At 34.7% G+C, this 14,285-nt stretch carries 15 protein-coding genes; 8 read left to right on the top strand and 7 right to left on the bottom strand.

What is annotated here, in order from left to right; genetic code table 11:
* Positions 1-178: 178 nt before the first annotated feature.
* Positions 179-562 carry a hypothetical protein gene (locus DUT69_RS01685; RefSeq protein ID WP_113651401.1) on the top strand — a complete coding sequence of 128 codons (384 nt, stop codon included), beginning with the start codon at positions 179-181 and terminating at the stop codon, positions 560-562.
* Positions 563-756: 194 nt separating this feature from the next.
* On the opposite strand, the gene DUT69_RS01680 is transcribed toward DUT69_RS01685, so the two are convergent.
* Both DUT69_RS01680 and nadB read right to left on the bottom strand, forming a co-directional pair.
* Positions 757-1,269, bottom strand: a complete 513-nt coding sequence (locus tag DUT69_RS01680) for a gamma carbonic anhydrase family protein (RefSeq protein WP_113651400.1) — start codon at positions 1,267-1,269, stop codon at positions 757-759.
* 43 nt (positions 1,270-1,312) lie between these two features.
* Positions 1,313-2,899, bottom strand: a complete 1,587-nt coding sequence (nadB, locus tag DUT69_RS01675) for an L-aspartate oxidase (protein WP_113651399.1) — start codon at positions 2,897-2,899, stop codon at positions 1,313-1,315.
* Between the two features lie 452 nt (positions 2,900-3,351).
* Here nadB and nadA point away from each other — a divergent pair, with 452 nt between their 5' ends.
* From nadA to DUT69_RS01660, 3 genes are all read left to right on the top strand, one after another.
* Positions 3,352-4,344: a quinolinate synthase NadA gene (gene nadA, locus DUT69_RS01670; protein WP_113651398.1), complete on the top strand. Its 993-nt coding sequence runs from the start codon at positions 3,352-3,354 to the stop codon at positions 4,342-4,344.
* An 83-nt stretch (positions 4,345-4,427) separates the two neighbouring features.
* Positions 4,428-5,468, top strand: coding sequence for a thiamine-phosphate kinase (thiL, locus tag DUT69_RS01665; RefSeq protein ID WP_113651397.1), 1,041 nt, complete (start codon positions 4,428-4,430; stop codon positions 5,466-5,468).
* Between the two features lie 153 nt (positions 5,469-5,621).
* Complete coding sequence (locus tag DUT69_RS01660; RefSeq protein ID WP_113651396.1) at positions 5,622-5,915, top strand: GIY-YIG nuclease family protein; 294 nt, start codon at positions 5,622-5,624, stop codon at positions 5,913-5,915.
* Positions 5,916-6,028: 113 nt separating this feature from the next.
* Here the strand turns inward: DUT69_RS01660 and DUT69_RS01655 are convergent, their stop codons facing one another.
* Positions 6,029-7,297: a DNA recombination protein RmuC gene (locus DUT69_RS01655; RefSeq protein ID WP_113651395.1), complete on the bottom strand. Its 1,269-nt coding sequence runs from the start codon at positions 7,295-7,297 to the stop codon at positions 6,029-6,031.
* Positions 7,298-7,375: 78 nt separating this feature from the next.
* Here DUT69_RS01655 and purU point away from each other — a divergent pair, with 78 nt between their 5' ends.
* Positions 7,376-8,215 (top strand): formyltetrahydrofolate deformylase, encoded by an 840-nt coding sequence (purU, locus tag DUT69_RS01650; protein ID WP_113651394.1) that lies wholly within the window; start codon positions 7,376-7,378, stop codon positions 8,213-8,215.
* A 129-nt stretch (positions 8,216-8,344) separates the two neighbouring features.
* Here purU and DUT69_RS01645 read toward each other — a convergent pair whose 3' ends face one another.
* Positions 8,345-9,484, bottom strand: a complete 1,140-nt coding sequence (locus tag DUT69_RS01645; protein ID WP_113651393.1) for an NAD(P)/FAD-dependent oxidoreductase — start codon at positions 9,482-9,484, stop codon at positions 8,345-8,347.
* 121 nt (positions 9,485-9,605) lie between these two features.
* Here DUT69_RS01645 and DUT69_RS01640 point away from each other — a divergent pair, with 121 nt between their 5' ends.
* Positions 9,606-10,301: a zinc metallopeptidase gene (locus DUT69_RS01640; RefSeq protein WP_113651392.1), complete on the top strand. Its 696-nt coding sequence runs from the start codon at positions 9,606-9,608 to the stop codon at positions 10,299-10,301.
* Between the two features lie 311 nt (positions 10,302-10,612).
* Here DUT69_RS01640 and apaG read toward each other — a convergent pair whose 3' ends face one another.
* Together apaG and dusB are read right to left on the bottom strand one after the other, a co-directional pair.
* Positions 10,613-10,999, bottom strand: a complete 387-nt coding sequence (gene apaG, locus DUT69_RS01635) for a Co2+/Mg2+ efflux protein ApaG (protein ID WP_113651391.1) — start codon at positions 10,997-10,999, stop codon at positions 10,613-10,615.
* A gap of 30 nt (positions 11,000-11,029) precedes the next feature.
* The gene (gene dusB, locus DUT69_RS01630; protein WP_113651390.1) at positions 11,030-12,037 is read right to left on the bottom strand and encodes a tRNA dihydrouridine synthase DusB; all 1,008 of its coding nucleotides are present in this window, start codon (positions 12,035-12,037) and stop codon (positions 11,030-11,032) included.
* Between the two features lie 52 nt (positions 12,038-12,089).
* Here dusB and DUT69_RS01625 point away from each other — a divergent pair, with 52 nt between their 5' ends.
* Entirely contained in the window at positions 12,090-13,022 is a 933-nt protein-coding gene (locus DUT69_RS01625) for a CPBP family intramembrane glutamic endopeptidase (RefSeq protein ID WP_113651389.1), read from the top strand.
* A 23-nt stretch (positions 13,023-13,045) separates the two neighbouring features.
* Complete coding sequence (locus DUT69_RS01620) at positions 13,046-13,855, top strand: phosphatidate cytidylyltransferase (RefSeq protein WP_113651388.1); 810 nt, start codon at positions 13,046-13,048, stop codon at positions 13,853-13,855.
* On the opposite strand, the gene DUT69_RS01615 is transcribed toward DUT69_RS01620, so the two are convergent.
* Positions 13,856-14,242 (bottom strand): acyl-CoA thioesterase, encoded by a 387-nt coding sequence (locus DUT69_RS01615; protein WP_113651387.1) that lies wholly within the window; start codon positions 14,240-14,242, stop codon positions 13,856-13,858.
* Positions 14,243-14,285 lie beyond the last annotated feature (43 nt).

Raw genomic sequence — 14,285 nt, 5'->3', positions numbered from 1 at the left:
CTAACAGCAGGTGTTATAATGGTTAAAAACTTGAATAAATTGACTATCGCACTACCTTTTTTATCATGCTCTGTACTTATATTTTATTTACTAATATGGAAAAGCGATAAAAGTAAAGTGATACTTGGTCTTATTCTCATATTAATAGCTATATCTTATTATTTTTATCTTATAAACAATGAAACATTTCCTCATTAGCATAATATCCATATTTATCATTACAAATGCTTATTCTCAGCAAGTCGATGTAAATACTCTTAAAAAAGACCCGATAATGATTGAATACAAAAAAGTATTTAATGAGTTGAAAGAAGCTTCCATTAGCAGAAAGTATAAACTTCCAAATGATCCAAATCTCCAGAAGGAAATTGCAGCAAATCCGAGCAAGGAAGGGATGATTAAAGTTCTTAAAGAGAAAGGAATGATAAATGCAGATGAGTATGTAAACAAAATTTTCTTACAAAATTCTTTGATGTTTCAATTCCTAAAAAAACATCCAGAAATAACAAAACTTAATCAAAACAAGAAAATGGAAGTTTTTGGTAAACTTTTAGAAGATTAACATGGAATTTTTAGTATCAAGTTACTTCATCGAATTAATGCTTCTTTTGAATATTATTTTAATAATTATCTCAAAATTAACTATTTACAAATCAAAATAACAATGTTTAGCAAAGCTATTCTTAACATTAGTAGCTTTTGTATTCCCTTTTATGGGAAGCATTATTGTACTAACTTATCTGTTTTTTACAAGAACTATTGCGAAAACCACCCAGCATACATGATATAATTATCTGGTAATTTATTTAATAAAGCCCTTTGCTCATCAGTAATGGGCTTTATTTTTTTTGCTGGCGTACCCGCATAAATATAACCAGATTCGCAAATGGTGTTTTCCAAAACTACAGATCCGGCGGCTATAATGCAGTACTCTTGTATAATAGCATTATCCATAACAATAGCGCCCATACCAATTAATACATTGTCTTTTACTTCGCAACCGTGTACAATTGCATTGTGACCTACTGACACCCTATTACCAATATAAGTTGCAGCTTTTAAGTAGGTGGCATGAATTACAGCACCGTCTTGTATATTACTTTCATTACCAATGGTAATACTGTTTACATCTCCCCTAACCACTGCATTAAACCAAATAGAGCAATTATTTCCAACAACAACATCACCAACAATAGTTGCGTTAGGTGCTATAAAACATTCTTCTCCGAAAGTAGGATTAACTCCTTTTACTGGTAATATTACTGGCATTTTTTTATTATATAGTGGTTAGTATTTAGATATTAGACCGACCTTAAATAATTGTATCTATTAATTCCTTTGCATGCTCTGGGTAATCTGTAGTGTAATGTAGTCCTCTACTTTCTTTTCTGGCTTTAGCCGATTTAATAATCATATAAGCCACTTGAATTACATTTCTCAACTCACATAGTTTAACAGAAACTCTATTTTTTTTGTAGAACTCTTCGGTTTCTTCAAACAATAAATATAAACGTCGCATAGCTCTATCCAACCTAAAATCAGAACGAACTATACCAACATAATCGCTCATAATCTTTTGCGTTTCGCGTAGATTATGCGTTACTAAAATCTCCTCGTTAGACTGTACAACCCCTTCATCATTCCATTCCGGAATTTCATCTGGTATTACATTATTCTTGTAATTTTCTAAAGCTGATAAATAAATTCGATGTGCAAAAACCGTAGCTTCTAACAAGGAATTTGAAGCTAACCTATTTGCACCATGCAATCCAGTGGAAGAGACTTCGCCGCAAGCGTATAAATTTTTAATAGATGACTTTCCATATTCATCAACCAAAATACCACCACACATATAGTGGGATGCCGGTGTAACAGGAATAAAATCTTTGGTCATATCAATGCCGATGGACAAACACTTAGCATAAATATTAGGAAAATGTTTTAAAATATCTGCCTTTTTACGCATGGTAATATCAAGATAAACAAAATCATCTCCAGATTTTTTCATCTCATTATCCACTGCACGGGCTACAATATCACGAGGAGCTAATGAACCACGTTTATCATATTCGTACATAAACTCATCGCCATTTTTTCTCCTTAACACACCTCCAAAACCTCTAACCGCTTCAGATATTAAAAAAGAAGGATATTCGCCGGGATTATACAAGGCTGTTGGGTGAAACTGGATAAACTCCATATTTCTTATTTTTCCCTTCGCTCTATAAACCATCGCCATTCCATCGCCTGTGGCAATTACCGGATTTGTAGTATTAGAATAAACATGACCGGCACCACCGCTTGCCATTACGGTAACATTCGCCAATATCTTTTCCACATCATTAAGCTCTGTGTTAAAGGCATATATACCGTAACAGTTAATATCTTCGCTACTTTTATTAACATGCTTACCAAGGTGATGTTGGGTAATTAGCTCTAAACAGAAGTAGTGTGTTAATATCTCAATGTTACTATTTTCGTGTATTTGCTTTAATAAAACACTTTCAATCTCATAGCCAGTTACATCTTTATAGTGTAGTACTCGATGTTCTGAATGGCCTCCTTCCTTGGCTAAATCAAATACACCAGCGTTATTTTTATCAAAGTTAATCCCGTAATCTATAATCTCTTGTATGCGTTGCGGACCTTCTTTTACTACAATTTCCACAATCTTCTCATCACACAAGCCATCTCCGGCAATTAACGTATCTTCAATATGTTTTTCGAAGGAATCAGATTCATCTACAACTACAGCAACACCACCTTGGGCATACTTTGTATTGGATTCGTCTTCGTTAGATTTTGTAACTATAAGAACCTTACCATGTTGGGCTGCTTTTAGTGCAAAACTTAAACCTGCAATACCCGAACCAATTACTAGAAAATCAACTTTTCTCATTAAATTAACCTAAAACCAACAACTTGTTAACAACCTCTGCATTTATGTTAGTTCTATGTAGAAATAAAACTAACAACTATTATTGAATGTTTAAATCTAAGCTAAAAAGGTAATTTGACACAATCTTTTCAAGAATTTTTAAGCAAGTTCATGTCGTTTATTAACTTTTTGCACACCAACTAACAATAAACATTTTACTATTGATAATTTTGTAGACGAAATAGTATAACACTGAAAATCAGTCGAAGTTTTAGTTTAAAAATCAATATAAATGTTGGTAAGTATGTGATAACTTAAAATCGACTATTTAATTAAAGAACTTATAAACAATACCAACACACTAATAAACAATAAGATTCTTTTTAAATTAAATAATTATAATTTATTGTAGTGTTGAAAGCCCGTATCTTTACAAAAGTTTTAAAGCCCAGAAAAACATCAATTCACTTAAAATGGATATTGTAGAAGAATTAAATAAAAAAGGTTTTGTTGATGAAGCGATTGATCCGACCTTAGATCTTTTTGATGAAATTGAAAAACTAAAAAAGGAGAAAAATGCTGTAATATTAGCGCATTATTACCAAGAACCTGATATACAAGATATTGCAGATTACATTGGAGATAGCTTAGGCTTATCTCAAGAGGCTGCCAAAACCGATGCCGACATAATTGTTTTTGCTGGTGTGCATTTTATGGCAGAAACTGCAAAGATTTTATCGCCTAATAAAACTGTTTTGTTGCCCGATTTAAAAGCTGGGTGTTCACTGGCTGATAGTTGTCCACCGCATTTGTTTAAAAAGTTTAAGGAAAAATATCCAGATCATTTAGTTATCACTTATGTAAACTGTACTGCAGAATTAAAGGCATTAAGTGATATTGTTTGTACCTCTACAAATGCTGTTCAAATTGTAGAAAGTTTACCTAAAGAGCAGAAGATAATTTTTGGTCCGGATAAGAATTTAGGCGCCTGGGTTGCTAAAAAAACAGGAAGAGATTTAGTGCTGTGGAATGGTGCCTGTATGGTACACGAAATATTCTCTAGAGAGAAAATTACCAAGCTTAAAGAGCGCCATCCAAATGCCAAATTTATTGCACATCCAGAATGTGAAGAAGCTGTTTTGGCAATGGCCGATTATATTGGAAGTACAACTGGATTGTTAAAATATGCTATCAATAACGACGCACAAGAATTTATTGTAGCTACAGAAAGTGGCATCATCCACCAAATGGAGAAAGCTTGTCCGACAAAAACATTTATTCCGGCACCGCCGAATAATAGTTGTGCTTGTAATGATTGCCCATATATGAAGCGTAATACTTTGGAGAAGTTGTATTTATGTTTAAAAAATGGACTTCCTGAAGTTACTGTACCAGAACACATTATTACAGAAGCACGTAAACCAATTGAAAGAATGTTGGAGATATCGGCAAGCTTAGGTTTGTAAATAATTATAATTGTCTTTCCGACTTTGGAGGAATCTATTTGTAGATTCTTCGCTACGCTCTGAATGACAAAACAAAAAAAAATATGTTTGAAAATAAAGAACGCACAGATATAGCAGAATTAGGAGAGTTTGGCCTAATAAAACACTTAACAAGTAATTTTAAAATACAGCATGAAACTAGTATAAAAGGTATTGGAGATGATGCTGCTGTTTTAGAATCGAAGGATAAACAAATGTTAATCTCTACCGATTTATTATTGGAAGGTGTGCATTTTGATTTGGCTTATGTACCCCTAATGCACTTAGGTTACAAGGCTGTGCAAGTAAATTTGAGTGATATTTATGCCATGAATGGTATGGCAACCCAGATTACGGTTTCCTTAGGTTTGTCGAGCAAGTTTCCGTTAGAAGCGGTAGAAGAAATTTACAAAGGAATTGAGTTGGCTTGCAATAAATTTAATATCGATTTAATTGGTGGCGATACATCATCTAGCAAGCAAGGTTTGGTAATTTCTGTTACTAGTATTGGTTATGCAAAAGCGGAAGAAGTTACCTATAGAAATGGTGCTGGAGAAGGAGATTTAATCTGCGTTTCTGGAGATTTAGGTGGAGCTTATGTTGGCTTGCAAATTTTAGAAAGAGAGAAGCAAATCTTTTTAGAAAACCCACAATTACAACCAGATTTAGAAGGTAAAGATTACATTATAGAGCGTCAGTTGAAACCAGAGGGAAGAAGAGATATTGTTGATCTATTAGCTCAGATGAAGATTAAACCTACATCTATGATCGATGTTTCTGATGGTTTAGCATCTGAAATTCTGCACATCTGTACGCAATCTGAAAAAGGATGCACGTTGTACGAAGAAAAAATTCCTATCGATCCAATGACTTATGATACAGCAAGGGAATTGGGGCTAGATCCAACTGTTTGTGCATTAAATGGAGGAGAAGATTACGAACTTTTATTTACCATTAAACAAAGTGATTATGAAAAACTTAAGAATGATGTAGATATTAGCATTATTGGTCATATCACCGATAAAAATTCTGGTTGTAACATGATTTCAAAATCTAATGTTTCGCATGAGCTAAAAGCACAAGGCTGGAATGCATTTAAGGGATAAATTTTTTGTCATTCCGTCATTCCCATGAAAATGGGAATCTTAAAGCGATAAAAAGATTTTTATTTACCTTACTATAGCATTACGATGCCCAGTCAAGCTGAGCATGACGAAATCTCTATTTAAGTTGTCAATAAAACAAAAATTTTTTGCACCATGGAAAGAGGTGGCTGTGTTTATATTTTAACAAATGTTTTTAACACAGTTTTATACATCGGCGTTACATCAGATTTATATGCTAGAATAATCGAGCATAGAGATAAAATCTATCCAGAATCATTTACGGCTAAATACAATTGTTATAAGTTAGTTTATTTTGAAATGTATTCAACAATAGATGAAGCTATAGGAATTGAAAAGAGATTAAAAAAGTGGAATAGGGATTGGAAAATTAAATTGATAGAAAAAGATAATCCGAATTGGGAAGATTTATTTAGTGAGGATTTATAAGCTTTGCTCCGTCATTCCCATGAAAATGGGAATCTTAAAGCTATAAAAAGATTATTATAAACCTTATTATAGCATTAAGATGCCAGTCTAGCTGAGCGTGACGGACGCACGTCTTACTCTTCCTCTCCTAAAAACTTAGCATCAATTTGTTTATTGGCTTTTGTCTTTGCACCAAGTTTTTTAATTTTTTCTACTTTTCCAATTAAATTTCCGTTGCCATACTGCAGTTTTTTAAATGCATCATCATGCGCTTTTTGAGTATGGTCGATATGTTTTCCAATCTTTTCCATATCTTCTAAAAAGCCAACAAATTTATCGTACAAAGCACCCGCTTCTTCGGCAATTTCAAATACGTTTTTATTCTGCCTATCAACTTTCCAAATGCTTGCAATAGTTCGCAAAGTTGCTAACAAAGTTGTCGGACTAACAATAACAACTTTTCTATCCCAGGCATAATTAAATAATTCGTTATCAGCTTGTACCGTTATGCTAAAAGAAGATTCTATAGGCATAAAAAGCAAAACAAAATCTGGCGAATTAATTTGATATAGGTTTTGATAGTTTTTACCAGCTAAGCCATCTATATGAGATTTTACAGAAAGCAGATGCTGCTTAAGGTTTATTAACTTCTCCTCCTCAGTTTCTGCATTCATTAGTCTCTCGTAAGCAACCAAGCTAATTTTAGCGTCTACAATCAAATGTTTTTCATCCGGCAGGTCAATTATCACATCTGGTTGAAAACGGACGCCTTCGGCATTATTTAAGCTCGTTTGAATGCGATATTCGCTATCCTTTATCAGACCTGATCGTTCTAACACTCTTTCAAGTATCACTTCGCCCCAATTACCTTGTTTTTTATTATCGCCTCTTAAAGCTTTTGTAAGATTATTTGCATCAGTTTGAATTTGCTTGCTTTGATCCATCAACTGAAAAATAACACCTTTCAGTTGGCTTCGCTCTGCTGCTTCGGTTTGATAAACTTTATCTACCTTTTCTTCAAAAGATTTAATATTAGCTTTTAGCGGATTGATAATAGTATCTAAATTACTTTGGTTTTGCGCTGTAAATTTTGCTGATTTTTCATCCAGTAATTTATTAGCAATAAGAGAGAATTCTAAGGTAAATTTTTGTTGTAAATCTTCCAGGTTTTTTTGTTGTTCGTTTAATTTATCCCTATAGGAATCTGTTAATGCATTAGCTTTAATTAAAAGACTTCGCTCTTCGTTAAAACGTTCGCGTAAATCATTTAATTCATCCTGCAATTTTAATTTTTCTTCCTTTAAATAATTAACCGTATCATCTTGTTGTTTGGGTTTACGTAGCAACAACGCAACAATTAACATTAAAACAATAAATAAAATTACTAGTACAGCGATTTCCATTTGCTAAAAATTTTATCAAAAATAATAAATATCAACTAACAAATTTCGCAAAGCGATGACAAGTATTATATTTACTTTATGAATAACCTCTTGATTTTAATTCAATGCAAGGACAGCGTTGGTTTAGTAAGTAGTATTACCAGAATTTTAGCGCAACATCAATTAAATATTATTGCTATGCGTGAGTTTGTTGATGAGGAAGCACAGAAATTTTTTACCAGAATAGAATGTAGCGGAGAATTGGCAAATGAAACACTTTTAAAAGATGAATTAGCAAGCAATTTACCATTTGATGCCCTAATAAAAGTAACACCAACCACACCTAAAAACATTGCCGTTTTGGTAACTAAAGAATTTCATTGTTTAGCAGATATTTTAGTTAGGGATTATTTTGAAACTTTAGGGGCTAAAGTTAAGTGTGTAATAGGTAATCATGAAACATTAAAAACCTTTGCCGAAAAGTTTGATCTTCCCTTCTATTTTGTTTCTCATGAAAATAAAAGCAAAGCTGATTTTGAAACTGAAATAGCTAGTATTTTAGTACAATATAAATTGGATTACATTGTGTTGGCAAAGTTTATGAGAATACTTTCGCCCGATTTTAATGCTAGATATCCTTACCAAATTATAAATATTCATCACTCTTTTTTGCCAGCTTTTATAGGTGCAAGTCCTTACAAACAAGCTTTTGAACGAGGCGTTAAAATTATAGGTGCAACGGCTCATTTTGTGACCAATAATTTAGATGAAGGACCAATAATTTCTCAGCAAACTATACATGTTAACCATACTTTTAACGCTAAACAGATGGCAGTTGCCGGCAGGGAAATTGAAAAAGCTGTGCTGAGTAAAGCCTTAGAGCAAGTTTTAGAAGATAGGGTTTTTGTTAGTGGTAATAAGACTATAGTTTTTGAGTAATTTATGATATCGTCATGCTCAGCTTGATTGGGCATCCTAATGCGCTTACTTACTATTCAAATTTACTTTTTTACTAGTAATATTTTCATGCAGGTCAGATGCTGAAATAAATTCAGCATTACTGAGGCTTTACAAACGCTCGAAAACCATATCACCTGCCTCCTCGCCTGTTTGGCTACCAATGGCAATACCCATTCCGTTGCATCTAACCGCACAAAAAATGTTTGGTTTTGCTTCTTCTATAATTGGTGTTAGTTGCTTACCAAAGGCCATTATACCACTCCATTTATGTTCTATGGTAAAATTAGTATTTGGTAAAATAACCTCTTTTAATAGTTGATGAAGTGATTTTTGTACCAAATCAGTTTCACCAAATTCAGTTGTTTCTTCCGTTTTAAAATCCAAATTTCTACCGCCACCTAAAAGTATTCTATCATCAATATTTCTAAAATAATAATAGCCTTTATCATAATGGAAAGTACCTTTTATTTTTAGGTTTTTAATTGGAGAAGTAACCACTACTTGTCCACGGCCTGGTAAAACCGCTGTGTTTGGTAAAAGCTCATTTACAAAAGCATTGGTAGTAATGAGCACTTTTTTAGCATAGAATTTTCCTTGGTTAGTTAGTACAAAAACTCGATTATTTTCTTCAATAATTTCGTTTACTTGGCAGTTGTTATAAATCGTAACACCGACGGATTGGGCTTTTTCGATTAAAGCCTTCATCATCATTCCGGTATTTATCTGAGATTCTAACTTATTGTTTAGTAAAATATCAATGCCTCTAAAACCAAAAGAATCGATACTTTGGTTAGCCTCGGTATAAACGTTTGTCTCTTGTACAATATCTTCAATAAGCTTGTTGTAATGGCTCAATTTTGATACACAAACGTTTGCTAAATTATGTTCTTGTGGTTTAAACAATTCGAAACCGCCGTAGTTTTCGAAGCCAATTGTTTTATCACCTAATAAATTACGAAGCTTCTTAAGACCATTCCAACGCTTACCAATTAAATTATGTAAACCGTCAGTTCCGCAAACCTGCTCTTGTTCAATCAATTCAGAAATACTGCCAAAGCAAGCAAATCCTGCATTTTTTGTGCTGGCTCCAGAAGGTAAAAAACCCCGTTCTAATACCACTACGCTAAGCTTTGATGATTTCTGCTTTAATGTAATGGCAGCGTTTAAACCCACAATGCCGCTACCTATTATTACAACGTCTGCAGTAAAAAAACTCTGTTTTTCCCAATAAGATAAATTGTGCGCCATTGATAACAAATTGTAAAATTTTAATGCTAACTAAATATGGGAACACTTTTTGATTTAGCAAAATGAATCCATTTTAATCTACCAATGGACAGTTTATATTGAAAAACATACTAAATCGAATATGGGAACCTATTTAATTTTAATTATTCCGGTATTGCTGTTGAGCATGTTTGTGCAGTGGAGGTTTAGAGATAAATTCTCTAAATATGCTGAGATGCAGCTTAGATCAGGAATGTCTGGAAAAGAAGTAGCCGAGCGCATGCTTCAAGATAATGGTATTTACGATGTTAAAGTAATGAGTGCCGAAGGTCAGCTTACCGACCATTATAATCCGGCTTCTAGAACAGTAAACCTAAGTACCGATGTTTATTATGGACGTAGTGTTGCAGCCGCGGCTGTCGCAGCACACGAATGTGGGCATGCTGTACAGCACGCCAAATCGTACAACTGGTTACAATTTCGTTCTAGTATGGTGCCCATCGTTAGCATATCGTCTAATTTATTACAATGGGTACTACTAATTGGTGTAATGCTAATTGTGTTTAATGGTCCGCCTATTGTTTTGGCAATTGGTGTGGGCGGATTAGCAATCATCACGATTTTTAGCTTTGTAACTTTACCCGTTGAGTTTGATGCGAGCAAAAGAGCTTTGGTTTGGCTTAAAAATAACCGTGGTGTAATGCATACCGATGAAGAAAATGTACAAGCTAAAGATGCGCTTTGGTGGGCTGCCATGACTTATGTGGTTGCAGCTTTGGGAGCTTTAGCAAACTTACTTTATTATGCTTCTATGCTGTTTGGCAGAAGCAGAGACTAACATTTATCTATAGAAAAGAAAAGGATGACATTAATTTGTTGTCCTTTTTTTTGTTGGTAAAGTTTTGTCATTCACGGCAAAGCAAAAAAATCTATTTGTGTAATATTTCTAACAAAAGTTGCAGATTCCTCCAGAGTCGGAATGACAAGGTTTTGGGTGATAAAAACCGAAAAATGAAACACTAGCGCTAAACTATAAACCCGATAGAAGCGAGCATGGAGCGCAGCGAAATAAAGCGGATAGCGGGAAAAAAATTGCTATGAAATACAAGCGATCGTTTTCAAAAAGAGATAAAAATTTTGCAATAGAATTTAGTTTAACCTATATGGAACTACCAATTGAAACTCTGGAATTTCAACTTTGAAGCTGGTTTCGGTTACTAAATTATTCATTGAATAATAACCACGCATAGTGCCTATATCAGTCTTTAAATTACAACCAGACACATAAGAGTAGCTTTCGCCTGGTGCAATAACAGGTTGTAAGCCAACAACGCCCTCTCCTTCCACATCTCTAGTTGTGCCATTACTATCGAAAATAAACCATTTTCTGCGCATTAATTGTACGCTTTGATCAGATAGATTTTCTACCTCGATCCGGTAGGCAAACATAAAATGTTCGTTCGCAGGATTCGAATGCTCGTCTTGGTAAATTGTTTCTACCGAAATTTTTACGCCTTCTGTAATTGCAGTAACCATTTTATAAATTTAAGATAAGCTTTTCAATAATCAAGCCATTTCTGAAAAAGGTAAAACACCTTCGTATTTTTCTGCCACTTCGTCAAGTAACTGATGGATGGTTTCTATGTCTTCTTCCTTTACAAGCAACATTCTGTATTGTTTAAAGTCTGGCAAACCTTTAAAATAGTTGGCATAATGGCGTCTCATTTCAAAAATGCCAACCTTTGGCCCCTTCCACTCTATAGACTTTTGTAAATGTGTTCTGCAAGCTGTAATGCGTTCTTCTAACGTTGGCGGAGGTAATATTTCTCCTGTGGCGTAAAAGTGTTTTATTTCTCTAAAAATCCAAGGGTAGCCGATAGCGCCTCTGCCGATCATAATACCATCAACCTCGTATTCTAAACGCCAATCTGCAGCTTTTTTAATGCTATCAACATCGCCATTGCCAAAAATCGGTATTTTAATACGTGGATTACGTTTAATCTCCCTAATTAATGTCCAATCGGCTTCGCCTTTGTATAATTGAGCTCTTGTTCTGCCATGTACGGTTAGCGCCTGAATACCAATATCCTGTAAACGTTCGGCAACTTCTTCAATGTTTTTGGTGTTGTCATCCCAACCTAAACGTGTTTTAACGGTAACAGGCAAATGCGTTGCTTTAACAACCGCTTCTGTCATTTTTACCATCTTATCAATGTCTTGCAACAATGCAGAACCCGCACCGCGACAAGCCACATTTTTAACCGGACAACCGTAGTTAATGTCCATTAAATCTGGCCCAGCTAGCGTTGCAATTTCTGTTGCCTCACGCATACTTTCTATGTCGCTACCAAAAATCTGGATGCCAATTGGTCTTTCGTATTCGAAAATATCTAGTTTAGCCCTACTTTTTGCCGCAGAGCGAATTAATCCCTCAGAAGAAATAAACTCCGTGTACATTAAATCGGCCCCACCTTGTTTACATACATAACGAAAAGGCGGATCGCTTACATCTTCCATTGGCGCAAGTAACAAAGGGAACTCTCCCAAATCTATATTTCCTATCTTTACAGACATTTTTCTATCTTCAAACCAAAATTATTTTACAAAGGTAAGTAAATTACAAACAATGCAATATAACCAGCCCGTTAGACAAGAAAACCACCCCTTTTTACAGCTTATTTTACTTTTAGCTGTTGGTATTGGCGGACTTTTAATTTTTGCCGTTATCGCTATCGTAATTTGTGTGCTGATGTATGGCACCAGCATACTAACCGATATGTCTTGGGCAACGGGAGGAGATTTAGAAACAATAGGAGCACTTAAAATATTTTTAACAGCGCAACAGATAGGTTTGTTCTTAACGCCGGCATTACTGTTAGCGATTTTTGAACGGAAAAAACCGCAACACTTTTATGGTATGTCTGCTCCAAAATTCGATTATTTGGGCATCGTTTTTTTAATAATGGTCTGCTCTACTCCTTTTATGGCTTGGGTAAATCTAACCAACCAGCAAATGCATTTGCCTGAAGTATTTAAAGGCATAGAAAAATGGATGCGAGCGCAAGAAGACCAGGCGATGGTAACTACAAAAGCAATTTTAAGTACTAAATCTGTTGGCGGTTTATTAGCCAATTTGTTTGTAATAGCCGTTATGCCTGCAATTTGCGAGGAGTTTATTTTTAGAGGAGGTTTGCAGCGAACCATATTTAGATGGCTAAAAAATCCGCATGTGGCAATTTGGGTTTCTGCTATAATTTTCAGCACTATACATGTTCAGTTTTTTGGTTTTTTCCCACGCCTATTTTTAGGCGCTGCTTTTGGCTATCTATATTTCTGGACTGGGAGCATTTGGTATGCGGTTTTTGCACACTTTTTAAATAATGCCTATGCGGTAATCGTAGCGTTTTACCTTCAAAAGCAAAATTTGCCTATAGATGACGGAGATGATTTGGGTATTGCTTGGTATGGCTACCTTATTTCTGCAATATTAACCCTAGCTTTGTTTTGGATTCTGAAAGACAAAGCCGCAAAAGAAAGGCTGCACTCCCCTCAAATCTAATTATTTATTCTTCCTCGTTAACAATGAAAACCAGAGCTATAACCGCTTTCTTTTTTACCATCGTGATGTTGGGTTCCATCCTTTTAGGTAGTTATACCTTTACCGGATTCTATTTAATTTTAAGCATTGTAGCGCTTTTAGAATTTTACAAATTGGTTAAAATGGGCGGAATTAGACCACATAGAAATATGGCGGTTATTGTTTCAACAGTTATATTCTCATTAACGGCGGCTTACCATTATTATCAGTTTGAGCTAAAATATTTACTTTTAATTGTACCGTTAATATTCTCTGTTTTTATACTAGAATTATATAAAAAAAACAAAATCCCATTTGCTAATATATCCTACACTTTTGTTGGGTTTATCTATGTAACCGTTCCTTTTTGTTTTTTCTATTCACTTGGGTTCTTAACAGATACTAACAACTACAACTTTCATTTGCCCCTTGCCTTTTTATTGCTTTTATGGGCAAGCGATACCGGAGCATATTTGTTTGGTGTAAAATTTGGCAAAACAAGATTATTTGAGCGCCACTCCCCAAAAAAATCTTGGGAAGGTTTTTTTGGAGGCGTGTTTACCAGTTTGCTGGTTTCTTATCTTATTTCCTTAAACTTCAAAGAATTTAGTCCATCTATTTGGGGCGGAATGGCTATTTTAATTGTCTGCTTCGGTACCTTGGGAGATTTGGTAGAGTCAATGCTGAAAAGAAGTTTAGATGCAAAAGATTCGGGCAGTTTTTTGCCGGGTCACGGTGGCTTTTTAGACCGATTTGATGGGCTCTTAATAGCTGCGCCGGTAGTTTATGTGTATCTCTATCTTCTTTTGTACTAGTTATTTTGTAACCGAAACGGGATTTTTATTTTCGTCGATGGCAACGAATGTAAAATCTCCATGTACAGCCAGCTCTCGGCCTTCTGCGTACATTTGCTCTATGTAAATTTCTACATTAACTTTTAAACTGGTATTGCCAACTTTTGTTACTTGGCCAATTAGCTCAACAATAGTACCTGCGGGGATAGCTTTTTTAAAGTCAATTCTATCGCTACTAACTGTAACCATAATTTGCCTGCTAAATCTTGTGGCGGTAATAAATGCTACTTCATCCATCATATGCATGGCCGTACCGCCAAAAAGCGTATCATAGTGGTTGGTTGTATTAGGGAAAACGGCTTTAAAAATACTGGTTTTTGAGGCTTGGATTCTTTCTTCTAGTGTCATGGTCCAAATATAAGGTTTGTTAACTAATAGGAAATAAGAACCT

The organism is Pedobacter namyangjuensis (assembly GCF_003313325.1).
Lineage (GTDB): Bacteria > Bacteroidota > Bacteroidia > Sphingobacteriales > Sphingobacteriaceae > Pedobacter > Pedobacter namyangjuensis.
This window is presented reverse-complemented; position numbering and strand designations above follow the sequence as displayed.